This is a genomic window from Allocatelliglobosispora scoriae, from assembly GCF_014204945.1.
In the GTDB taxonomy this organism is placed as follows: domain Bacteria; phylum Actinomycetota; class Actinomycetes; order Mycobacteriales; family Micromonosporaceae; genus Allocatelliglobosispora; species Allocatelliglobosispora scoriae.
In genome coordinates this window covers 623,281-645,869 of sequence record NZ_JACHMN010000003.1, presented here as the reverse complement: position 1 = coordinate 645,869, position 22,589 = coordinate 623,281, and the positions used below count along the sequence as shown (strand labels likewise).

At 68.7% G+C, this 22,589-nt stretch carries 16 protein-coding genes and 1 riboswitch; of the genes, 2 read left to right on the top strand and 14 right to left on the bottom strand.

All coding sequences use genetic code 11. The annotated features are described in order from the left end of the window. The 8 genes from F4553_RS29505 to F4553_RS29470 form a co-directional block, all read right to left on the bottom strand. Entirely contained in the window at window positions 1-789 is a 789-nt protein-coding gene (locus tag F4553_RS29505; protein WP_246467513.1) for an SCO2322-related protein, read from the bottom strand. Then, window positions 789-2,057: an LPXTG cell wall anchor domain-containing protein gene (locus tag F4553_RS29500; protein ID WP_184842387.1), complete on the bottom strand. Its 1,269-nt coding sequence runs from the start codon at window positions 2,055-2,057 to the stop codon at window positions 789-791. The genes F4553_RS29505 and F4553_RS29500 overlap by 1 nt, the downstream gene beginning before the upstream one ends. 127 nt (window positions 2,058-2,184) lie before the next feature. After that, window positions 2,185-2,346, bottom strand: a riboswitch (cobalamin riboswitch). A gap of 147 nt (window positions 2,347-2,493) precedes the next feature. Continuing rightward, window positions 2,494-3,678 (bottom strand): cation:proton antiporter, encoded by a 1,185-nt coding sequence (locus F4553_RS29495; protein WP_221470530.1) that lies wholly within the window; start codon window positions 3,676-3,678, stop codon window positions 2,494-2,496. Between the two features lie 47 nt (window positions 3,679-3,725). Beyond that, a complete protein-coding gene (locus F4553_RS29490) occupies window positions 3,726-4,973 on the bottom strand; it encodes an NAD(P)/FAD-dependent oxidoreductase (protein WP_184842385.1) in 1,248 nt (415 codons plus the stop codon). 13 nt (window positions 4,974-4,986) lie between these two features. Then, window positions 4,987-6,378: a GH1 family beta-glucosidase gene (locus F4553_RS29485; protein ID WP_184842382.1), complete on the bottom strand. Its 1,392-nt coding sequence runs from the start codon at window positions 6,376-6,378 to the stop codon at window positions 4,987-4,989. Continuing rightward, window positions 6,375-7,169, bottom strand: a complete 795-nt coding sequence (locus F4553_RS29480; RefSeq protein WP_221470769.1) for a carbohydrate ABC transporter permease — start codon at window positions 7,167-7,169, stop codon at window positions 6,375-6,377. Before F4553_RS29480 ends, F4553_RS29485 begins: the two co-directional genes overlap by 4 nt. 104 nt (window positions 7,170-7,273) lie before the next feature. After that, a complete protein-coding gene (locus F4553_RS29475; RefSeq protein WP_312875432.1) occupies window positions 7,274-8,167 on the bottom strand; it encodes a carbohydrate ABC transporter permease in 894 nt (297 codons plus the stop codon). 76 nt (window positions 8,168-8,243) lie between these two features. Next, a complete protein-coding gene (locus F4553_RS29470) occupies window positions 8,244-9,512 on the bottom strand; it encodes an ABC transporter substrate-binding protein (protein ID WP_184842376.1) in 1,269 nt (422 codons plus the stop codon). 232 nt (window positions 9,513-9,744) lie between these two features. Between F4553_RS29470 and F4553_RS29465 the strand changes: the two genes are divergently transcribed. Then, window positions 9,745-11,613, top strand: a complete 1,869-nt coding sequence (locus F4553_RS29465; protein WP_184842373.1) for a ricin-type beta-trefoil lectin domain protein — start codon at window positions 9,745-9,747, stop codon at window positions 11,611-11,613. A 457-nt stretch (window positions 11,614-12,070) separates the two neighbouring features. Here the strand turns inward: F4553_RS29465 and F4553_RS29460 are convergent, their stop codons facing one another. After that, window positions 12,071-13,327, bottom strand: coding sequence for an ROK family transcriptional regulator (locus tag F4553_RS29460; RefSeq protein ID WP_184842370.1), 1,257 nt, complete (start codon window positions 13,325-13,327; stop codon window positions 12,071-12,073). A gap of 213 nt (window positions 13,328-13,540) precedes the next feature. On the opposite strand from F4553_RS29460, the gene F4553_RS29455 reads away from it, so the two are divergent. Then, window positions 13,541-13,780 (top strand): DUF5522 domain-containing protein, encoded by a 240-nt coding sequence (locus F4553_RS29455; RefSeq protein ID WP_184842366.1) that lies wholly within the window; start codon window positions 13,541-13,543, stop codon window positions 13,778-13,780. Between the two features lie 224 nt (window positions 13,781-14,004). Here the strand turns inward: F4553_RS29455 and F4553_RS29450 are convergent, their stop codons facing one another. The 5 genes from F4553_RS29450 to F4553_RS29430 all read right to left on the bottom strand — a co-directional run bounded on the left by F4553_RS29450 (window position 14,005) and on the right by F4553_RS29430 (window position 22,579). Next, the gene (locus F4553_RS29450) at window positions 14,005-15,009 is read right to left on the bottom strand and encodes a sugar phosphate isomerase/epimerase family protein (RefSeq protein WP_184842363.1); all 1,005 of its coding nucleotides are present in this window, start codon (window positions 15,007-15,009) and stop codon (window positions 14,005-14,007) included. Between the two features lie 221 nt (window positions 15,010-15,230). After that, complete coding sequence (locus tag F4553_RS29445) at window positions 15,231-17,330, bottom strand: ThuA domain-containing protein (RefSeq protein WP_184842361.1); 2,100 nt, start codon at window positions 17,328-17,330, stop codon at window positions 15,231-15,233. Continuing rightward, entirely contained in the window at window positions 17,327-20,155 is a 2,829-nt protein-coding gene (locus tag F4553_RS29440) for a PQQ-dependent sugar dehydrogenase (RefSeq protein ID WP_184842358.1), read from the bottom strand. The genes F4553_RS29445 and F4553_RS29440 overlap by 4 nt, the downstream gene beginning before the upstream one ends. Before the next feature lie 141 nt (window positions 20,156-20,296). Beyond that, the gene (locus tag F4553_RS29435) at window positions 20,297-21,466 is read right to left on the bottom strand and encodes a Gfo/Idh/MocA family protein (protein ID WP_184847073.1); all 1,170 of its coding nucleotides are present in this window, start codon (window positions 21,464-21,466) and stop codon (window positions 20,297-20,299) included. A 63-nt stretch (window positions 21,467-21,529) separates the two neighbouring features. Beyond that, a complete protein-coding gene (locus tag F4553_RS29430) occupies window positions 21,530-22,579 on the bottom strand; it encodes a substrate-binding domain-containing protein (RefSeq protein ID WP_184842355.1) in 1,050 nt (349 codons plus the stop codon). Window positions 22,580-22,589: the final 10 nt, after the last annotated feature.

Here is a 22,589-nt window from a genome sequence, read left to right as displayed (position 1 = left end):
TCAGGATCCATCCAGCCGTCGCCGCCGCGCCGTCCACACGCCCAGCCCCGCGAGCACCGCGATGATCACTCCGGCGACCGCGACCCCGGTGAAACCGCCGCCACGCTGCGCGTCCACCTCCGCCACGACGGGCGAGACGACCTCGGTGGCTACGCCCACCGGCGAACTCGTCACCGCCACCGGCACCGGGCTGGCCGAAGGAACCGCCGAGGACCCCGCGACACCCCCGGGCGTGCCGGTCGCACCCGGCGTAGGCCGAGCCGGCGACACCTCCGGCCGAGGTGAAGCAGGCTTCGCCGAAGGCGACGGCTTGGGCGCTGACGGTTTCGCGGGCGGCGAGATGCCGGGCCGGCCGCCGCTGCCGAATGCCCAGCCCTCCACCGTGCCCGCCTTCGGGTCATAGGCGGTGGCCCCGAGGTTGCTGTAGGACCACGATCCGCCCCGGTCAGCGTGCCAGTAGGACCAGTAGGCGCTCGAGGGCGGCGTGTTCACACAGGGCTCGTCCGCCGCGCCGGGCTTGCCGTCGATGCGGCAGACGAAGGCGGGGCCCCACTTCTGCGTACCCGTCGTGGTGAAGCCCGCGCCCCGCAGCGCCGCGAGTCCCGTCGCGGGGTCTCCCGACGCGCAGCCGGTCTTGATCCCGCCGCCGAGTGAGCCGAAGTCGACCACGACGGTGACCCCGGTCGCGCCGGAGCAGGCGGCGGCCCGGGCCGGGGCGGCCGGACCGGCCACCGCCAGCCCGGCCGCCACGACACTCAGCGCGAGCCCGGCGATGATCCGGGACCTCATCATGCAGCCGGTTCGCTCAGGCGACGACGGCGGCGACCGACCACGAAGGCGACCGCACCGATGCCGACCAGTGCGGCACCGCTCCAGATGAGCAGCGCGACGGGCTGGCCGGTGACCGGCAGGCCGCCGCCCTCACCCGGCACGGGGGACGCGGAGCCGCTCGTCGACGGCGAAGCGGGAACGGAGGCGGACGGCGAGGGGGATGCCGTCGCGCAGAGCAGCACCGGCGCGGCGTCGGCGGCCTGCGCGCCGTCGAGCTCGGCGAATCCGTGCCCGGAAAGGCCCAGGATCGCCTGCGCGGTGGCCCGGTTGGCGTTGGCGGCGTCGAACCCGGTCCCGTCGTAGGCGACCCCGCCCCGGTCGGCGACCGCGCCCGCGCAGCCGACCTGGAGCTTCGTGAGGTAGGCGACCGCCTTGTTGGCGGCGGTGGCGCGGCCCGCGACCCGCAGGGCCTGCGCGGCGAGGCCGGTGCTGTTGGCGTTCTCACCCGAGGTGGGGCCGCTGCCGCCGAAGCCGCCGTCGGCCTTCTGCTTGGTGAGCAGCCACTCCACGCCCTCGGTGGCGTTGGCGGAGTCGCCCGCGGCGATCAGCGCCTGCACGACCATGCCGGTCGAGTCCACATCGGAGGCACAGGTCGGCTGCTCCAGGTAGAGCGGGAAACCGCCGTCGGCGCACTGCGTACCGGCGAGGTAGGTCACCGCGGCGGCGGGCACACCGGCGGCGGTGCGGTCGAGGGCGAGCACGGCGAGGGCTTGGCTGAAGCCGTTGCTGTAGTCGCCGTAGGCCGACTTGTCGACGAACCGACCCGACGCGGCCATCAGCGCGCGCAGCCGGGAGTCGAGGTCGACGCCGCCGAAGGAGGCCGGGTTCTTGCCCTGGACCTGCACCGCGAGCATCAGCTTGGCGTGCGCACCGGCATAGGACTCGTCGGTCCCGTCGCCGATGTAGCCCGCGAGCGTGTCGGCATCGGCGAGCCAGGCGAGGGCCTTGTCCGCGTTGTCACCGGCGACCCCGGCCGCCGCGAAGGCGAGCACGGCGTCGAGGGTGAGCCCCTGGTCGGGGTAGACGAGACCGCCGCCGAAGTCGGACTCGAACCGCTCGCCGTCGACGAGCTGGCGGGCGAGCCAGCCGCCGGCCGCCGCTGCGGGCTGATCGGTGGTGGGCGGCGCGGCCTGCGCGGGAGCGGCACCGGCAAAGGCCAGAACCGCGACAGCGGCGACGGCGGCAAGCCGCGCGCCGCCGCGCGGGAGGAGGGATGGACGCAGCATGAGGGGGTACGCCTTTCGGTGCGGGGCGCGAAACGGACCCCGGCACCGACGCACCCGCCACCCGTCAGGGCACGGCGTTGAGCGGTCGACCCGGGCCCCATCCCGTGAACCACGACGGGAGCTTCAGTAGGGGCTCAGCACGGCCGTGGGTAATCGGGCTCGCCAGGACATCGAGGATGTCGAGGACTTACCGTTGCGGGTCAGCGCCGGAATCACACCGGACTTCCCCCACCACCGTGCACATACAGTTGTGGTCGCCAGTCTCGACACCGTCGCCCCGCGCTGTCAACCGCAAGCCGTGCCACTGTGACCCACCCCGCCCCCAGCGCCCCCCTGAATTTTAATGCTGGACACGCCGGTGCGAGTGCAACAAAGGTCAGGGGCTAGTTGATCCTGACCTTTGTTGCGCTTTTCGCGGCGTGTCCAGCATTAAAATTCAGGGGAGTGCGGGAGCGGGGCGGCTGGGGACGCGCAGGGCGAGGAGCGGGTAGATCGCCACCGAGAGCATCGCCGCGCCGACCATCGAGGCCGCGATGTCGGGACCGATGAAGCCGCGTTCGACACCGAGATCGGTCGCGACCACGACGAGCGGCAGCTGTGCCGCCGCGAAGAGCGCGAGCTGCCGACGCTGCGGCTCCGGTTGGTCGTTGCGGTGGACGACGTATGTCACCAGGCCCCGGGCCAGCAGGAACAGCAGCAGCACCAGGGGCAGCAGGAGCAGCGCCTTCGGACTCGCCAGCAGGGCGCGCAGGTCGAACCGGACCCCGGTCATCACGAAGAAGATCGGGATGAGCAGCCCGAACCCGATGCCGTCGAGCTTCGACTCGACCTGCTCGGCCTCGTGCTCGCTGATGGTCGCGAGGACCAGCTTCATCGTGATGCCGGCCGCGAAGGCCCCCATGATCATATCGAGGTTGAGCGCGACCGCGATCCAGACGAAGGCGACGGCGGCGAGCAGGCACAGGCGTACGGCGAACTGCGCGCTCGTCCCCAGTGTGGCGGTGAGCAGCCGCCGCAGCCGCTCGGAGGGCTCGCGCATCGCCAACAGCGCCGCACCCACCGTGAGCAGCACGAAGAGCACGAGCGCGATGATCGTCCGACCCGGCCGGGCACCGCTGAGGAAGAGCGCGATCGCGATCATCGGGGCGAATTCGCCGATCGCGCCGACCGCCATGATCCGGGCGCCGAGCGGCTGCGGCAGGAGCCCGGCGTCGCGGACGATCGGCAGGATCGTGCCGAGTGCCGTGGTCGAGACCGCGACGGCCACCACCATCGTCGCGCCGAGGTCGCGGGTGGCGATCCCGGCGACGAGCAGGCCGACCGCGAAGGAGCAGATCCAGCCCACGGTGGCGAGCTTGATCGGCTTACCGGCGATCCGGCGGAAGTCGACCTCGTATCCGGCGAGGAAGAAGAGCATCATGACGCCGAGGTCGGCGAGGGCGCCGACGACATCCCCGTCGTGCACCCAGCCGAGGATCGCCGGGCCGAGGATGATGCCGAGCGCGATCTCGACGACGACGGTGGGGATCGCGACCCACCGCCGCAGCCGGTCGGCGATGAGGGGCCCCATCAGGGCGGCGGCCATGATCAACGCGACGTACCGCCAGATGAGGCTGCTCACCCGATCATGATGACAGCCGTTATGTCCGATTCACGGCAAGACCGCGATCAGGGCAGCAGATCCCGCAGCGGGACGGCCGGATCCGCGAGCTTCTCCAGGTCGACGCAGTTCCCGGCCCAACCGGCCCGGACCAGGGCCTGGATGTCGTCGGTGACATCCCAGACGTTGACGTTCATCCCCGCCGTGACCCGGCCGGTGCCCGAGACCCAGAACGCGATGAAGCCTTCCTCGATGGACGGCTCACCCCGGAAGACGAGCCGGTCGTCCCGGTCGGCGAAGCCGGCATACTCCATGCCGAGGTTGAACTGGTCGGTGAAGAAGTAGGGCACCGGGTCGTAGGCGACATCCTGCCCGAGCATCGACCGCGCCGCGGCCGGACCGCCGTCGAGCGCGTTGGACCAGTGCTCCACCCGCAGGTGGCGGTCGATCGACGGGCGGAAGGACGAGGCGACATCGCCGCAGGCGTAGATGTCCGGATCGGCCGTTCGCAGCGACGCGTCCACGACGATGCCGTTGTCGACGGCGAGGCCCGCCGCGAGCGCGAGCTCCGCGGCCGGCTGGATGCCGACGCCGACCACGACCACGTCGGCGGCGATCTCGGTGCCGTCGTCGAGAAGGACGCTGCGCACGTGCCCGTCGAGGTCGCCGAGGGAGCGCACGCCGATGCCGAAGCGGAACGCCACGCCGTTCGCCTCGTGCAGGTCGCGGATGATCTTCCCGATCTCGTCGCCGAGCACCCGGCGCAGCGGCGCCCAGTCGAGCTCGACGACCGTCACGTTGCAGCCGTGCGACCGGGCCGCTGCGGCGACCTCCAGGCCGATCCAGCCCGCGCCGACGATGAGCACCTCACCGCCCGTCTTGAGGGCCGCGAGCAGCGCGTCGGACTCCTCGGCGGAGCGCAGCGACAGTACGCCCTGCGCCTCGGCCCCCGGGACGTCGAGGCGACGCGCCCGGGAGCCGGTGGCGAGCAGGAGCTTGTCGTAGTGCAGCCGCTCGGTGCCGTCGACCACGACGGCGTGCTCGGCCGGATCGATGCCGGTGACGGTCCGTCCGAGCCACAGCTCGACCTGCTGCTCGGCGTACCAGTCGGGGTCGTGCACGTAGATCTTGTCGCGCGGCTCGGCGCCCTGCAGGTATCCCTTGGAGAGCGGCGGCCTTTCATAGGGCCGCTCGGTCTCCGAGCCGATCAGCACCACCCGGCCGGTGAATCCCTCGGCGCGGAGGGTCTCCGCAGCCTTGGCACCGGCGAGTGATGCACCGACGATGACGAATACCTGCTGGTCGCTGGAGTCCATGGGACCCAGCCTCTCACGTATCGAGCGCGTTCGCCGCGATGACCTCCTTGAACCAGTGCGCCGACTCCTTGGGGATCCGCCGCTGCGTGGTGTAGTCGACGTGCACCAGACCGAACCGCTTGTCGTAGCCGTATGCCCACTCGAAATTGTCGAGCAGCGACCAGGCCAGGTAGCCCTGCAGGTTGACCCCGGCGGCGATGGCCTCATGGGCGGCGAGCAGGTGCGACCGCAGGAAGTCGATGCGGTCGGCGTCGTTGACCCGGTCACCGTCGACGACGTCGTAGAAGGCGGCGCCGTTCTCAGTGATCATGAGCGGCGTCTCCGGGTAGTCCCGGCCCAGCCGCAGCAGCAGGTCCCGCAGGCCGCTCGCGTCGATCGGCCAGTCCATCGCCGTGGTCGGCCGGTCCTGCGGCACGAAGACGACGCCCTCGGTGCCCGGGAACTGCGTCGACGGCGCCGTGCCGACCTTCGCCGCGAGGATCGTCGGCACGTAGTAGTTGACCCCCAGGAGGTCGATCGGCGCCGCGATGATCGCGTCGTCGCCCGGCCTGATGTGGTCGAGCCCGGCGAACCGGGCCGTCAGGGCCAGCATGTCGGTCGGGTACCGCCCGCGCAGCAGCGGGTCGAGGAAGATCCGGTTGTGCAGCCCGTCCACGATCGTCGCCGCGTCCACGTCGTGGCTCGACGAGGGGTCCAGCGGGGTCGCGTGGGTCAGGTTGACCGTGATCGAGACCTCGCGGGCCCCGCCGGCCCGCAGCGCCTGCACCGCCAGGCCGTGGCCGAGCAGCAGGTGGTGCGCGGCGCGGAAGGAGGCCGGGGTCTCCGTCCGCCCCGGCGCGTGGTCGCCCGAGCTGTAGCCGAGGAACGCCGAGCACCACGGCTCGTTGAGCGTGGTCCAGGTGCGCACCCGGTCACCGAGGCGGGCGTGGACCGCGGCCGCGTAGTCGGCGAAGTGGTATGCCGTCTCGCGGTTGGTCCAGCCGCCCCGGTCCTCCAGCACCTGCGGCAGGTCCCAGTGGTAGAGCGTCACCATCGGATCGATGCCCGCCGCCAGCAGCGCGTCGGTCAATCGATCGTAGAAGTCAAGCCCTCGCTGGTTGGTCGGGCCGGTCCCGTCCGGCTTGACGCGGGGCCAGGCCGTGGAGAACCGATAGGTTTGTACGCCGAGATCGCGCATGATCGCGACATCCTCGGGATAACGGTGGTAGTGATCGCAGGCGATGTCCCCGGTGTGGCCCCGGTAGACCTTGCCCGGCGTGCGGGCGAAGGTGTCCCAGATGGACGGGGTCCGTCCGTCCTCCGCACTCGCGCCCTCGATCTGGTAGGACGCTGTGGCGACCCCCCAGCGAAAGCCCTCCGGGAAGGCGGCTCGGGTCGCGAGTGCCTGCTCGTCGATCTGCGTCATCCCTTGATCGCTCCCTGCATGATTCCTTGGATGAGGTACTTGCCCAGCAGCGCGAACGCGATGATCAGCGGCAGCGTCGCGAGAGCGGCACCGGTGAGGGTCAGCGAGAAGTCCGTGATGTAGCCGCTGGCCAGGTTGGAGAGCGAGATCTGCACGGTCGGGTCCTCGGGCGTCAGCACCACGAGCGGCCAGAAGAAGTCGTTCCAGGCCGTCATGAAGGTGAGCATGCCCAGCACGGCGGCGGCCGGCCGCGCGACCGGGAGCACCACGTGCCAGAAGAGCATGATCGTGCTGCAGCCGTCGACGCGACCGGCTTCGAGCAGCTCACCCGGGAGCGCCGACGAGAGGTACTGGGTCATGAAGAAGACCCCGAAGGCGCTGACCAGGCTGGGCGCGATCACCGCGTACATCGTGCCGAGCATGTTGAGCTTCGCCATCAGGATGTAGAGCGGGATGATGCCGAGCTGGGTCGGGACCATCATCGTCGCCACGACGGCGACGAAGAGGCCCGGCTTGCCGCGGAAGTTGAGCTTGGCGAAGGCGAACCCGGCGAGGGTGGAGAAGAGGATCACGCTGAAGGTGATCACCGTCGACACGATCGCCGAGTTGATGAGTGCCTGGCCGAACGGGACCGTGTCGAAGACCCGCTGGATGTTGTCGAGGAGGTTGCCGCCCGGCGTCAACGGCGGCGGCACGTCGCCGAGCGCCGAGTTGTCGCGCGAACCGACGACGATGCTCCAGTAGAACGGGAACGCCGAGAAGAAGAGGAACGCGATCAGCGTCAGGTACATCAGCAGGCCGGGCTTGCCGTCCCGGCGGAAGATCGGCCGGACGGGGTGCTTCTTCCTGGCAGCCGGCTGCTCGGTAAGCGGCCTGGCCGAAAGTTCGGTGGCCATCAAGCCCTCCGGATGCGTCGGATGATGAAGAAGTTGGCGGCGGCGACGAAGGTGATCACCAGGAACATGAGCCAGGCGGTCGCGGATGCGTAGCCGAAGTCGAACCGGCTGAAGCCGATCTCGTAGAGGTAGAGCGAGAGTGTCTGGAACTGGCGGTCCGAGCCACCGGTCAGGCCGCCGCCGAAGAGCAGCGGCTCGGCGAGCACCTGCATGCCGCCGATGCTGGAGATGATGACGGTGAAGATGATCGTCGGACGGATCGACGGGATCGTGATCTTCCGGAGCCGCTGCATGGAAGTGGCACCATCGATGATTGCCGCTTCGTGGAGCGATTCCGGTACCGCCTGCATCGCGGCGAGGTAGATCAGGGCGTTGTACCCCGTCCAGCGCCAAATGATCATGACCGAGATCGCGATGTGCGAGCTCGCCGTACCCGACTGCCAGTCGATGTGGCCGACACCGACGATGCCCAGCACCCAGTTGATCAGACCGTAGTCCCGGCCGAAGAGCTGGCCGAAGATGATCGTGACGGCGACGACACTGGTGATGTTGGGCAGGATCAGGCCCGCACGCCAGAGCGACTGGCCGCGCAGGCGGTTGTTGAGCACGTGCGCCAGGATCAGCGCGAAGATGAGCTGCGGAACGGTCGAGATCACCCAGATCGACAGGGTGTTCCACAGCGCGTTCCAGAAGAACGAGTCCGCGAGCAGATCCTTGTAGTTCTGGATGCCGATGAAGGTGTGGGTGTCGGAGATGAGGCTCCAGTCGTGGAGCGAGACCCACGCGGTGTAGAGCAGCGGGAAGATGCCGAGGATGGCGAAGAGGATGAAGAAGGGTGAGATGTAAAGGTACGGAGAGGCCTTCACATCGAGGCGGTGCAACCAGGATTTCACGGCGTTCAGGTCTCCTGAAGAGGGGCCCGGTCCCGGCAGGGGTCACAGAGTCTGCCGAGACCGGGAGTTGGCGGGGCTAGAGCTTCTTTACCTCTGCTAGCGCCTGGGTCCATGCCGCGTCAGGAGCCTGCTTGCCCTGCTCCACACGGGTCAGCGCGTTGATGATCGCGGTGTTGATGTCGCCGGCCTTCGGGCCGAGGTACTGCGCCTTCATCGTCGCGACCGACTCGGAGAAGATCTTTCCGACCGGGGCGTTGCTGAAGAACGGGTTGACGAAGTCCGTGATGACCGGGTCGCTGTAGAGCGTCGAGGTCGACGGGAAGTTGCCCTTGTCGCGGAAGACCTTCGCCTGCTGCGCCGGGCTGGTCAGCCAGGCCGCCAGCTCGTACGCCTCCTTGGCGTGCTTGGACTGCTTGGGGATCGTCAGGAACGAGCCACCCCAGTTGCCCGTACCACCGGGGATCTTGGCGATGTCCCACTTGCCCGCGGCATCCGCGGCCTGGGTCTGGATGTAGGCCATCATCCACGACGGGCAGGCGATCGTGGCGAAGCGGCCCTTCTGGAAACCGGCGTTCCAGTCCGGGGACCAGGCGGCGATCTTCGCGGAGAGGCCGGCGTTGAGCGCCTCGATCGTCTTGTCGAAGGCGGCGCGCACAGCGGGGTTGGAGTCGACCACGATGTTGTCGGAGGTGTCGTAGAGGCCGACGTCCGCCTGGCCGAGGATCGCGCGGTACATGACGGCCGGGCCGTCGGTGAAGGACGAGTCCTTGATCTTCGCGGCGGCGTACTTCTTGCCCGCGGTGATGTAGCCGTCCCAGTTCGACCACAGCGCCGAGACCTCGTCGCGGTTGGTCGGCAGGCCGGCCTTGGCGAAGAGGTCGGTGCGGTAGCACATCGCCATGCCGCCGACGTCGGTGCCGAGACCGATCTGGGAGCCGTTCTTGCCGACCGACGCCTGCCACTTCCAGGCCGGCCACTGGCCCTGGATGTCCTTGGCGCCGAGGTCGAGCAGGTTGTTGAACTTGTCGGGCTGCGACTTGAACTGGCCGAGCCAGCCCTCCTCGATCGCCTCGATGTCGGCCGAGCCGGTGTTCGTGGCGAGGTGCGCCGCGAGGTTCTTGTGATGGTCCTCGGTCTTGGTGATGCGCTCGACGATTTCGATGTTGGGGTGCGCAGCCATGTACTCCTTGTAGAGCGGCTGGTACCCGAACTCACCGAACGTACCGATGACGACCTTGGTCTTTCCACCTGTCGCCGTGTCATCACCATCGCCGCACGCGACCAGGCCAAAGGCCAACGCAGCCGCGAGCACGGTTGCGCCGATCTTGTGCACGTTTCCGAGCATTAACTCCACCCTCCGTGGGCAAGATTTTGCTACTTAATTTGTGCTGTGATTTAAGTATCGGCTGAGCTGCTTGTCAAGGGGCAGTTAGCGACATGTTTCAAGATCGTTTCAGCAATCGACCTGTTGACATGCTTCAGGAAACCGTGTTAACAAATCCCTGACGTCGATGCGTTGCCGGGCAGGGCCACACGACGGTCAGTGCCCGCTGTCCCCCAACGCAGGGAGATCCACTATGCGCAACGGTAGGACCAGAACGGCTGTGGCGGCACTCGTGCTCGCCGGAGCCGGGCTCATCGCCGGTCCCACCCCGGCCGCCTTCGCGGCCGGAGAGCAGGTCAACATCTACCTCACGACCACCAGCGACGCCGGTGGCCGGACCGTCACCCGGGGCCTGCAGCAGCAGGCGCCGATCAACTTCGTCGCCAACAGCGCCGCCGCCAACCAGACGATCAGCGTCAACGAGGGCACCACCTACCAGACCTGGGAGGGCGGCGGCGCCTCCTTCGCCGACAGCTCGGCCTGGCTGCTCAACAGCGGCGGAGTCATCTCGGCGGCCACTCGCGACCAGGTGATGCGCGACCTCTTCGACCCGGTCAACGGCATCGGGCTCGCCTTCGTCCGCAACCCGATGGGCGCCTCCGACCTCGCCCGCTTCAACTACAGCTACGACGACACGTGCTGCGACCTCAACAACTTCTCCATCGCGCACGACCTCACCGACATCGTCCCGCTCACCAAGCAGGCCCGGGCCCTCAACCCGGCCGTCAAGGTGATGGGTTCGCCGTGGAGCGCGCCCGCCTGGATGAAGGACAACAACGACTTCGTCCACCGCGGCTGGCTCAAGGCCGAGTACTACCCGATGTACGCCCAGTACTTCGTCAAGTACATCCAGCAGAACCAGGCCAACGGGCTGCGCGTCGACTACGTGACCGTGCAGAACGAGCCGACCTGCTGCGGCACCGACACCACCGGTTACGCATCGATGAACTGGAACGGCGCCGGTCTGCTCAACTTCACCAAGAACCACCTCTTCCCGGCGTTCCGGGCGGCGGGCATCACCACCAAGGTGATGGTGCTCGACTACAACTGGGGCAACTACACCGACCTCGGCTCGGTCCCGCTCGCCGACGCCGCGCTGCGCGCCGACCCGCTCTTCGGCGGCATCGCCTGGCACGGTTACGGCGGCGACGTGGCCCTGCAGACGACGATCCACAACCAGTACCCGTCGGTCAACGCCTACATGACCGAGCACTCGGGCGGCACCTGGATCGCCAACCAGCAGACCGAGGACATGAACAACCTCATCGACTACACCCGCAACTGGGACAAGTCCTGGGTCAAGTGGGGGCTGGCGCTGGACCAGAACCACCTGCCCTACGTCGGCGCGGGGTGCAACACCTGCACCGGGCTCGTCACCGTGCAGCGTGGCGGCAGCCGGGCCGGGCAGGTCGACAAGACCATCGAGTACTACACGATGGGCCACCTGACCAAGTTCGTGAAGCCGGGTGCGGTCCGCATCGACTCCACCGCCAACGGCAGCGTCAAGAACGTGGCGTGGCGCAACCCCGACGGCAGCAAGGCGCTCATCGCGTACAACACGACGGGTTCGTCGCAGTCGCTGAAGGTCAACTGGGGCGGGCAGTCGTTCACCTACACGATCCCGACCAAGACCTCCGCCACCTTCACCTGGGCCGGCACCGGCACCCCGCCGACCGGCGGCACCGGGGCGATCACCGGATACGGCGGCAAGTGCGTCGACATCAACGCCGGTGCCACCGCCAACGGCACCAAGATCCAGCTCTGGACCTGCAACGGCACCACCGCGCAGACCTGGACCGTGAGCAGCGACGGCACGATCCGCGGCCTCGGCAAGTGCCTCGACGTGGCGGGGGCGGCCACGGCCAACGGCACGAAGGTGCAGCTCTACGACTGCAACGGCACCGCAGCGCAGCAGTGGGTCAAGACGGCGGGCAACGACCTGGTGAACCCGGTCTCCAACCGCTGCCTCGACGCCGCCGGACCGAGCAGCGCCGACGGCACCCAGCTGCAGATCTGGGACTGCACCGGCGCCGCCAACCAGAAGTGGAACGTTCCCGCGTAGGGGGAAACGACGCGGCGCGCGCCCACTCCTGACCGCGCGCCGCGTCTCCACGTCACTCCATGATCAGCGCGCGGCCTGCGGAGGTCGCACCGCTCAGCCCGCCCGCGCCCGCGCTCGCGCCAAGATCGTCGCAACTCTTGAAGAGTTGGTGTTATTCGCGGGCCCCGGCCCGCCATCCGCTCGCCGTGCGGGGTCGTCGCGCTTCAAACGGACGCCCGCACCCGAATGATCGCGTCTGGTTCAGGGAACCAGCCGTGATCATGCCGCGTGATGACGTCTACATCCCCGAACCAGACGTGATCATCGAGGCCCAGCGAGCACCCATAGGACCAACTCTTGAAGAGTTGCGGCGATCTTGGCGCGCCTGCATCACGCACCACTACTCAGATACTCAGGCCGAGTTGATCCTGACTTTGGTTGCACTTTTCGCGGCGTGTCCAGCATTAAAGTTCAGGGGTTAGCGGGCGGCGGGACGCAACCCGGCCACCGCGGACTCGCGGCGGGGCTGCGGGACCGGCAGCTTGCCGCCCTCCGCCAGCAGCTGAGCCACCGGCAGGGTCGCCGCGCCCAGGGCCACCGCGTCCGGGCCGAGGCGGCACATCTCGATCGTGGTCTGGGAGAACGGCCGGCGCAGCGCGTGCTCCCCCGCCGCGGCACGGATCTCGGGGAGCCAGCGCTCGCCCAGGGCGAGCCCGGCCCAGCCGCCGAGCACGATGCGCTCGGGGTTGAAGAGGTTGACCAGGGTGGCGATGCCCGCGCCGAGGTAGCCGACGGTCTCGGTGAGCACCGTCTGCGCGATCTTCGAGGTCTCGGCGGCCGCGATCATCGCACCGATCGCCGACTCCTCGTCGCTGCCGTGCGCGGCCTGGCCCCGATTCGCCTCGCGGTAGCGATCGAGCACCCCTTCGGCACCGACGTACGCCTCCAGGCACCCCCGCGAGCCGCACCGGCACAGCCGCCCGCCGTAGACGATCGTGGTGTGTCCCCACTCCCCGGCGCTGCTGTGCGAGCCCCGGTAGCTGCCACCGTCGGCGACGACGGCGGCACCGACACCGGACCCGACCAGCGCGATCACGGCATGCTGCGCGCCTCGACCGGCACCGAACCACATCTCGGCCTGGCCGAGGGTCTTGGCGCCGTTGTCGATGTGGATGGGGATGCTGGTCCCGGCTTTGAGCATGGCCCGCAGCGGTACGCCATCCCAGCCCAACGTCTGCGCGTGCACCAGCCCGGCCTCGCCCTGGTCCACCACCCCCGGTACGCCGATGCCGATGCCGAGCACCGTGGCCGGGTCGACGGAGGCCTGTGCCGTGACCGCGCCGATGCCGGCGATGATGTCGTCGACGATGACGTCGGGACCGATCTCGGCCCGGGCGATGGGGTAATCAGCCTTGGCGAGTGCCTGCATGGCGAGGTCGAAGAGCTCGACCTGGACCCGGGTCTCGCCGACGTCGACCCCGATGACGTAACCGAAGGTCGGGCGGACCTGGAGCAGCACGCGCGGGCGGCCGCCGTCGGACTCGACGAAGCCCGCCTCCTCGACGAGGCCCTCCTCGATGAACTCGGCGACCAGGGTGCTGACGCTCGCCTGCGACAGGGCCGTGAGCTGCGTCAACTCCTGCCGGCTGAGCGGTCCGTCGAGATAGATCTTCGACAGGAGCACAGCCCGGTTGGCGCGACGCATGTCGCGCACGGTCGCTCGTCTCGTCACCATGTGTTGCACTCTCCACCCCGACCCGCCGAACGTCACGCCGTTGACGTCACGCCATAGCATGAACCACTCGAAGAGTTTATGATATGAACTAAGCCTCGAACGATCTTACCTGGCTGGTAGTTCGGGTGAACATCACAGGTTCCATCAGCGTCTCGGGCAGCACTGCCCGGCCGCCCGAGGCGCTGCCTGACATCGACGATCTAAGCTCTGCGGATGACCGAGCGTTGGCCCCTCGCGCCGCGTGAGCTGACCGAGCCGCACCCCCATCGGCTCGACCCGGACCACCCGCACCGCGAGGAGATCCTCTCCCGCCACGCCGAGGCGCTGCGGACCGGCTCCCCGGGTTATCGGGACCCGGCGAGCGGCCTCTTCGCGTTGACCGCGGGTTACCTCGCCAAGCGCGGGTTCTGCTGCACGCGCGGCTGCCGGCACTGTCCGTACTTCAACGAGTAGACAGATCTACGGACCGAAGCCTCCGGCCTGCCGCGCGGCGATCATCTCCCAGACGAGAACGGTCGCGAAGACGAGCACCAGCAGGACCATCACCCAACGCATCACTCTGGTTCGGCTCACCCCGCGAGGAAACCACCGCCTCGGTGATGCGTCAATACCCCACAAGCGCACAAAGGCGCCACTCCGGGGTGCGGAGCAGCGCCTTTGCCGGTTGATAAATCAGGTCACTCGCTGGAGAATGCCGCGTCGAACGAGGCCGACGGCTTGTCGAAGGCGAGCCGCCGGACGAAGCCGATCGCCTCGGCCGCGCCGATGAGCCGGTCCATCCCGGCGTCCTCCCACTCGACCGAGATCGGGCCGTCGTAGCCGATCGCGTTGAGCGCGCGGAAGCAGTCCTCCCACGGCACGTCGCCGTGGCCGGTGGAGACGAAGTCCCAGCCGCGGTGCGGGTCGGCCCAGCCCAGGTGCGAGGAGACGATGCCGCGGCGGCCGTCGCCCATGCGTACCTTGGTGTCCTTGCAGTCCACGTGGTAGATCCGGTCGGCGAAGTCGAGGATGAAGTTGGCCGGGTCGATTCCCTGCCACACCATGTGCGACGGGTCCCAGTTGAGGCCGAAGGCCGTGCGGTGGCCGATCGCCTCCAGCGTCCGCTTCGTCGTGTAGTAGTCGTAGGCGATCTCGCTCGGGTGGACCTCGTGCGCGAAGCGCACGCCCACCTCGTCGAAGACATCCAGGATGGGGTTCCAGCGGTCGGCGAAGTCGCGGTAGCCGTCATCCAGCATCGAGGTGGGTACGGGTGGGAACATCGCCAGCGTGTGCCAGATCGACGAGCCGGTGAACCCGACGACGACATCCACCCCGAGAGCGCGGGCGGCCCGTGCGGTGTCCTTCATCTCGTCGGCGGCCCGCTGGCGTACCCCCTCGGGCTCGCCGTCGCCCCACAGGCGCGACGGGAGGATGCCCTTGTGCCGGATGTCGATCGGATGGTCGCAGACCGCCTGGCCGACGAGGTGGTTGGAGATCGCGTAGACGCTCAGACCGTACTTGTCGAGCATCGCCTTCTTGGCCGGGATGTAGGAGTCGTCCGCGAGCGCCCGGTCGACCTCGAAGTGGTCGCCCCAGCAGGCGATCTCGAGCCCGTCATAACCCCAGCCCGACGCCAGCCGGCACACCTCCTCGAACGGCAGGTCGGCCCATTGTCCCGTGAACAGGGTGATCGGTCGTGGCATCGTTGCCTCCTTCTAGTGACTACATGATCGTCGCAACTCTTCAAGAGTTGGTCCTACGGCGCCCTGGCACCGGAGGACCAACTCTTGAAGAGTTGCGGCACGTGCAACGTGCGAAGTCTCGCCTGTCCGGCAAGGTGCACCGGACAGGCGAGACCGCTAGCTGATGCTGGTTCGGCGCCCAGCCTCAGCTGACCCGCGCTGGTGAGGCGCGGGCGGTCTGGTTACGGCAGCGTCCACCTCTGGGCGTCGTTGCCGGAGCAGGTCCAGATCTGGATCTGGGTGCCGTTGGCGCTGTTGGCGCCGGCGACATCCAGGCACTTGCCGGACTGCGGGTTGACGAGGGAGTTGTTGGCTCCGGCGGTCCAGTTCTGCGCGGCCGAACCGTTGCAGGTCCACAGCTGCACCTTGGTGCCGTCGGTCGTGCCGCCGCCGTTGACGTCGAGGCACTTCCCCAGCGCCCGCCAGGTCTGGCCGTTACGGGTCCAGGTCTGCGCGCCGGTGCCGTTGCAGGTGTAGAGCTGGATCTTGGTGCCGTCGGCCGTCCCGGAGGCGGCGACATCGACGCACTTGCTCGCCAGGCCCACGATCGGTCCCGTCCCGCCGGTCGGCGGCGTGCCCTTGACCAGGGTGAAGTCATCGAGGTCGAAGAGCCCGGTGCCGGTGCCGGTGTAGGTCAGGAACACGTTCTGGTTGCCCGTGGGGACACCCGTGAGCGCGCCGGTGACGTTGGCGTACGTGTCCCAGCTGCCCGTGTTGGGGACGGCGATCGTGCCCAGGACCGTGCCCGTCTGCGAACCCGTGCGGACCTGGATCGATCCACCCGGACCGCCCGAGACGACGCGCGCCCGGAAGCTGGTCACTCCGGTGAGCGAGAGCCCGTTGTAGGACGACCAGTCACCCGGGTCGATGTAGCCCAGCGTCTGACCGCCGTTGGCGCCCGCCTTGGTGTATGCGCTGGCACCGCTGACCGTGCTGAAGAGCTCGGCCTGCGTGGTGACGTCGGTCGGCGTGGTGCCGAGCTCCTTGATCCGGATGTTGCGGAACTGGGCGTCGTCGCCGGTGCCGTGGTTCTGCAGGCCGATGTAGCCCTGTTGGAGCGAGCGGACCGGGTCGGTGTTGGTGAAGTCGTTGATCTTCCGGCCGTTCAGGAAGATCTGCAGCCGCTCACCCTCGACGAGCAGCTCGTAGGTGTTCCACTCCCCCGGCGGGTTGAGCGCCGCGTCGCGGGCCGCGATGTCGGCCGACTTGAAGGTGTAGACCGACCCGGTGGTGCGGTCGGCGGCGTCCGTCGCGTCGATCTGGATCTCGTAGCCGTTGTTCACCGCGGACCACGGGTCGGTGCTCGCCGGGAAGCCGATGAAGACACCCGAGTTGTCGTCGCCGAGCAGGCGCCAGTCCAGCTTCAGCGAGTAGGAGCGGTACTCCTTCGCGCTGTACCACAGCATGCCCATGCCACCGGTGGTGGCGAGGGTGGCGTCGGTGTTGGTGAAGCTGCCCGGACCCGCCTGGGACCAGCCGGTCGTCGAGCCGTTGAAGATCTGCGTGTAGCCGGTCTCCGGGCGGCAGTCGGCCTTGGTCCGGCCGGCCGCGTAGCGGATGCCGCCGAGGAGCTGTGCCCGCAGCAGGGGTTCGGCGTACGACGCCTGGGTGTGCCCGGCACCGGTGTAGAAGGACCGTCCGCTGTCGAGCGTCTTGCACCAGACGTGCGGGTGGTCGGCGCCCATGCCGCCGCCGGTGTAGGAGCCCTCGTCCAGGTTGGCGAGCACCTTGGCGGTCGAGCGCACGTTGGTCTGGTAGTTGTACCACTCGTCGGTGCGGGCGGCCGTCTGCGGCGCGGTCGCCGTGGCCGCGTGGGCCCGGGACTCGAACCGCGTGGTGGCCTGCTGGATCGCCGGGTGCGAGGCGAACCAGGCACCGACGAGCTGGCCGTAGAAGGGCCACGAATACTCCGTGTCCGCCGCCGCGTGCACGCCGACGTAGCCGCCGCCGCCACGGATGTAGGACTCGAACGCGGTCTGCTGGGTGTCGTTGAGCACGTCACCCGTGGTGTTGAGGAAGACGACCGCTTCGTACTGCGCCAGGTTGGCCGTGGTGAAGGCGGCGGCGTCCTCGGTCGCGGTCACGGTGAAGCTGTTCGCCGCGCCCAGGTCCCGGATGGCCTGGGTGCCCACGGCGATCGAGTCGTGCCGGAATCCGGCGGTCTTGCTGAAGACCAGCACGTCATAGGGGCTGTCGGCGGCGGTGGCACCGGACGGTGTCATCGCGAGAACGGTGAGGGCTGCGGCGGTGACGCCGAGCGCGCTCCTGACGAGTCGGTTCATGGCAGGGTCCACTTCTGGTTGTTGCCGCCGCTGCAGGTGTAGATGACGATCTGCGTACCGTCGGCGGTGGCGCTTCCCGAGACGTCCAGGCACTTACCGGATTGCGGGTTGATCAGGGAGTTGTTGGCTCCTGCGGTCCAGTTCTGGGCACCGGAACCGTTGCAGGTCCACAGCTGGACCTTGGCGTTGTCGGTGGTGGCACCGGCACTGACGTCCAGGCACTTGCCCAGCGCCCGCCAGGTCTGGCCGTTGCGGGTCCAGGACTGCGCGATGGTGTTGTTGCAGGTGTAGAGCTGGATCTTCGTGCCGTCGGCGGTCCCCGCTCCGGCGATGTCGAGGCACTTGCCCGCCAGGCCCACGATCGGTCCGGGTCCGCCGCCACCGGTGGTGTTGAAGGTGAAGGAGTCCAGGTCGTAGAGGGCCGCGGTGCCCGTACCCGCGAAGGTCAGGTAGAGGGTCGTCGTGCCCGCCGGTGCCCCGCTCAGCGCGCCCGAGACGGTGGTGAAGGTCTCCCAGCTGCCCGTCACCGGTACGGTCGCCGTGCCCAGCACGGTGCCGGTCGCCGAGCCCGCGCGGACCTGCAGCGTGCCGCCGGTGCCGTTGGAGGAGACCCGGGCCGTGAACGACGTGGCGTTGCCGATCGCGTAGGGGTCGAACGAGATCCAGTCGCCGTTGTTGATGTCGCCGACCGTCTTGCCGCCCTCGGCCGTGGTCTTGTCGAACTTGTTGATGCCCGACGAGTTCTTGTAGTGCTCGGCCTGGCGGTGCCGCGGCTGGGTGGTGTTCTGGGTGTGCGTGGTGATCGCCGGCTGGCCGTTGGCACCGTTGTCGGTGTATTCGGCGTCCCAGATCCCGAAGATGTTCGCGGCGTCGTCGTGCTCGCCGTCGACCGGCACCGAGATAGTGCCGGTGCAGCCGTTCTTCGAGGTGATCTGGTGTCCGTGCTGGTCGTGGCCGAGCACGTAGGTCATCTTGACCCGAGTGCAGTCGATCGTGCCGTCCTCGGCGTCGGTCACCGTGATCTGGTAGGGCACGGTGTCGCCGAAGCTGAACAGCGAGCCGTTGACCGGCAGCTGCACCGTGACGACCGGGGCGTTGTTGCCGACCGTGATGATCACGCTGGAGCTGGCGGTCGCACCCTGCGGATCGCGGACCGTCAGCGTCGCGTTGTACTGGCCATTGGCCGTGTAGGTCTTCGACGGGTTCGCGGCGGTGGAGGTGGTGCCGTCGCCGAAGTTCCACGCGTAGGTCAGCGCGCCGCCCTCCGGGTCGGACGAGCCGGCCGAGGAGAACGCCACCGTCAGCGGCGCGGTGCCGCCGACCTTGTTGGAGGAGGCCTTCGCGATCGGGGCCCGGTTGACCCCGGCGACATACTCGATGCGGTAGAGCGCCGAGTTGGCGTCGCCGTTGAAGTAGCCCGTGCCGTAGGCGAGGACGTAGAGCGCGCCGTCGGGGCCGAACGCCGAGTCCATCACCTGGTGGCCGGTCCACGGCAGGGTGATGATCTCACCGACGGAACCGTCCGCGTTGACCTGCACCGGCTTGATCCAGTTGCGGCCGAACTCGGTCGCCATGAAGTAGCCCTCGAAGGACTGCGGGAACTTCACCGTCGAGGTCGACGAGGAGTTGTAGCGGTAGACGGGGCCCGCCATCGGCGACTCCGAGCCGCCGCCGAACTGCGACGGCGTTCCGGCGTCGCCGCCGTAGCGGATCCAGGCCGCGCGAGCCGCCGGCAGCGTGGTGACGCCGGTGTTGCGGAAGGAGTTGTTGGTCGGCCCGCCCGCGCAGTTGAACTTCGGGCCGGTCGTGCCGGTGGCGAAGTTCCACTCGTTGTAGGTCTCGGCCGTCGTGTTCGTGCCGGTGCAGTAGGGCCAGCCGTAGTTGCCCGCCGAGGTGACCCGGGCGAACTCGACCTGGCCGCCGGGGCCCCGGTTGGCATCGGTCGAGCCCGCGTCGGGACCGTAGTCACCGACGTAGACGACACCGGTGGGCTTGTCGACGCTGATCCGGAACGGGTTGCGGAAGCCCATCGCGTAGATCTCCGGACGGGTCTTCGCCGTGCCGGGAGCGAACAGGTTCCCCGACGGGATCGTGTAGGTCCCGTCCGCCGCGACCTTGATCCGCAGCAGCTTGCCACGCAGGTCGTTGCTGTTGGCGGCGGTGCGCTGGGCGTCGTAGGCGGGGTTGCGGTTGGTCCGCTCGTCGATCGGCGAGTAACCGGCCGAGTCGAAGGGGTTCGAGTCGTCGCCGGTGGAGAGGTAGAGGTTGCCCGCGGCGTCGAAGTCGATGTCACCGCCGACGTGGCAGCAGATGCCCCGGTCCGTGGCGGTGGTGAGCACGATCTTCTCGCTCGCGAGGTTGAGCGTGTAGTCGGTGTTGAGCGTGAACCGGGAGAGCCGGTTGACGCCCTGCCACGCGGACCAGTCGGTACCCGTCGCCGGCGCGTCACCGGCCGGGGTCGACAGGGGCGGGGCGTAGTAGAGGAAGATCGCCCGGTTGGTGGCGAAGCCGGGGTCGACACCGACGCCCTGCAGCCCCTCCTCGTCGTGCGTGTAGACCGGGATGGTGCCGATGACGGTCGTCGTGCCCGCGGCGGTGGTGCGCCGCAGCTTGCCGTCACGGGCGGTGTGCAGCACCGACAGGTCGGGCAGGACGGCGAGCGACATGGGCTCGCCCATCTCGGCGACGCCGCGCGCCAGCTCGACCTGCTGGAAGTCGGCAGGGTTGATCACGATTGCTGCCTGGACCGGCGTACCGGCCGCGACCGCGGGCACGGTCGCCGCGACGGCAAGCAGGACCGCCGCGATGAATCTGGGTCTGGACATGGCTTTCTGTTCCCTTTCCTGACTGGGGGTAGCCAGGCCAGGGCGCGCGCCGCCGCGCCGAGTGCCGGGTATAGCTGTGTGGTGTGGGAGGGGTTGGGTGCCCCCGGCCGGGACGTTCGCCGGGGGCCCAGCGGTGTCCGGTCAGACCGGAACCCACTGTGGAGCGTTGATCACCTCGGTCCAGCCGGACCCGGTCTCCGCGGAGCGCTGCACGGCATCGAGCACGAACTGCACCTGCAGGGCGTCGGCGAACGACGGTGTCGGGTCCTGACCCGACGCGATCGCCTCCAGCAGGTCACGCATCTGGTGCGTGAAGGAGTGCTCGTAGCCGATGATGTGGCCGGGTGGCCACCACGCCGCGAGGTAGGGGTGCTCGGCCTCGGTGATCAGGATGCGGGTGAAGCCCTGCTCCGCCGCCGGCTTGGTGGCGTCGTAGAACTCCAGTTCGTTGAGGCGCTGCAGGTCGAAGGAGATGGAGCCCAGCGACCCGTTGATCTCCACGCGGAGACCGTTCTTGTGGCCGGTCGCGAAGCGGGTCGCCTCATAGGTGGCGATCGCTCCGCCGTCGAGCCTCGCCAGGAAGATCGCGGCATCGTCGACGGTCACCAGGCCGGTCGACGATCCCTCCCCCGTGGCCGAGAGCCCGCTCGACTCGCTCGGCAGCGGACGCTCGCGGACGAACGTCTCGGTCATCGCGCTGACACCGGTGACGAGTTGCCCGGTCACATACTGCGTCATGTCGACGATGTGCGAGCCGATGTCACCGAGGGCACCCGAACCGGCCCGATCCGACTGCAGCCGCCACACGAGCGGGAACTGCGGATCGGTGATCCAGTCCTGGAGGTAGACCGCGCGAACGTGCCGCACGACGCCGATCCGGCCGTCGAGGATCAGCTTTCGCATGAACGCCACTGCGGGCACCCGGCGGTAGTTGAAGCCGCACATGGTGCGTACCCCCAGCGCGCGAGCGCTCTCGGCGGCCTGGACCATCTCCGTGGCCTCGGCCACCGAATTGGCCAAGGGCTTCTCGCAAAGCACGTGCTTTCCGGCGGCGAGCGCGGCGAGCGCTATCTCCGCGTGGCTGTCACCGGGGGTGCAGATGTCCACGAGGTCGATATCGTCGCGGGCGATCAGTTCCCGCCAGTCGGTGACGTGTTCCGCCCACCCGAGCCGGGCGGCCGCAGCGGCCGTCCGACCCGGGTCACGGCCACAGACCGCCACCATGCTCGCGCGGATGGGCAGGTCAAATGCCCGGTTCACGGTACGCCACGCCTGTGAGTGCGCGGCACCCATGAACGCGTGGCCGATCATGCCGACGCGTAGCTGTGGGCTTTCTGCAGTGGACACTGTGGAGCTCCTTGTGCGCGTGATCGATCAGAACCCGAGGGGGAGGTACTTGCTCGCGTTCTCCTTGGTGATGGTCTCGGAGGCGAGCACGATCTCCTTGGGCACCTGCAGCTCGACCAGGTCGGACAGGCCGCGGCCCTGACCGATGAGCCGGGCCAGCGAGATCGCCGACGAGGCCATCGAGGGGCTGTAGGTGACCGTTGCCTTCAGGACCGAATTGTCGGCGATGATCGCGTCCATGGCGGCCTTCGAGCCGGCGCCGCCGACCATGAAGAACTCCTTGCGGTTGGCGGAGTTGATCGCCGCCAGCACGCCGATGCCCTGGTCGTCATCGTGGTTCCAGATCGCGTCGATCTTCGGCAGCGCCTGCAGCAGGTTCGTCGCCTCGCGCTGGCCGGAGTCGGCCGTGAACTCGGCGGCACGGCGGTTGGCCACCTTGAAGCCGTAGGTCGCCAGGGCGGCCTTGAAGCCCGCGCTGCGCTCCTGGGTGAGCTCCAGGAAGTCCAGACCCGCGATCTCACCGATGATCGGAGCGGTCGCACCGGCGGCCTTGAGCTTGCCGCCGATGTAGTGACCGGCCGCGACACCCATGCCGTAGTTGTCGCCCTTGATCTGCAGGCGGTAGGCGAGCGCGTCGGGGAAGGCGCGGTCGAGGTTGACGACCGGGATACCGGCCTTCATCGCCTCGAGGCCGAAGGAGTTGAGCTCCTTGCCGTCGTGCGGGAGCAGCACGATCACGTCGGGCTTCTGGGAGATCAGGGTGGCGAGGGCAGCACGCTGGGCCGCCGCGTCCGCGCCGGCCGCGACCGGCTTGAACTCGACGTCGGAGTACGCCGCGGCCTGCGCCTTGGCGTTGTTGGTGATGGCGGCGATCCAGCCGTGGTCCGCGGCCGGAGCCGAGAAACCGATGACGACCTTCTTGCCGGGCGCGTCGTTGCCGGTGCCGGCGGCGGGGCCCTTGGTCTGGGCCGTCGTCGCGGGCTCGTTGCTGGTGCAGGCGGCGAGTGCCGCGGCGGCACCGATGCCGACGGAACCGAGCAGCAGCTTGCGACGGTCAACGAAGTTGCGCTGGGTCATGGTGACCTCC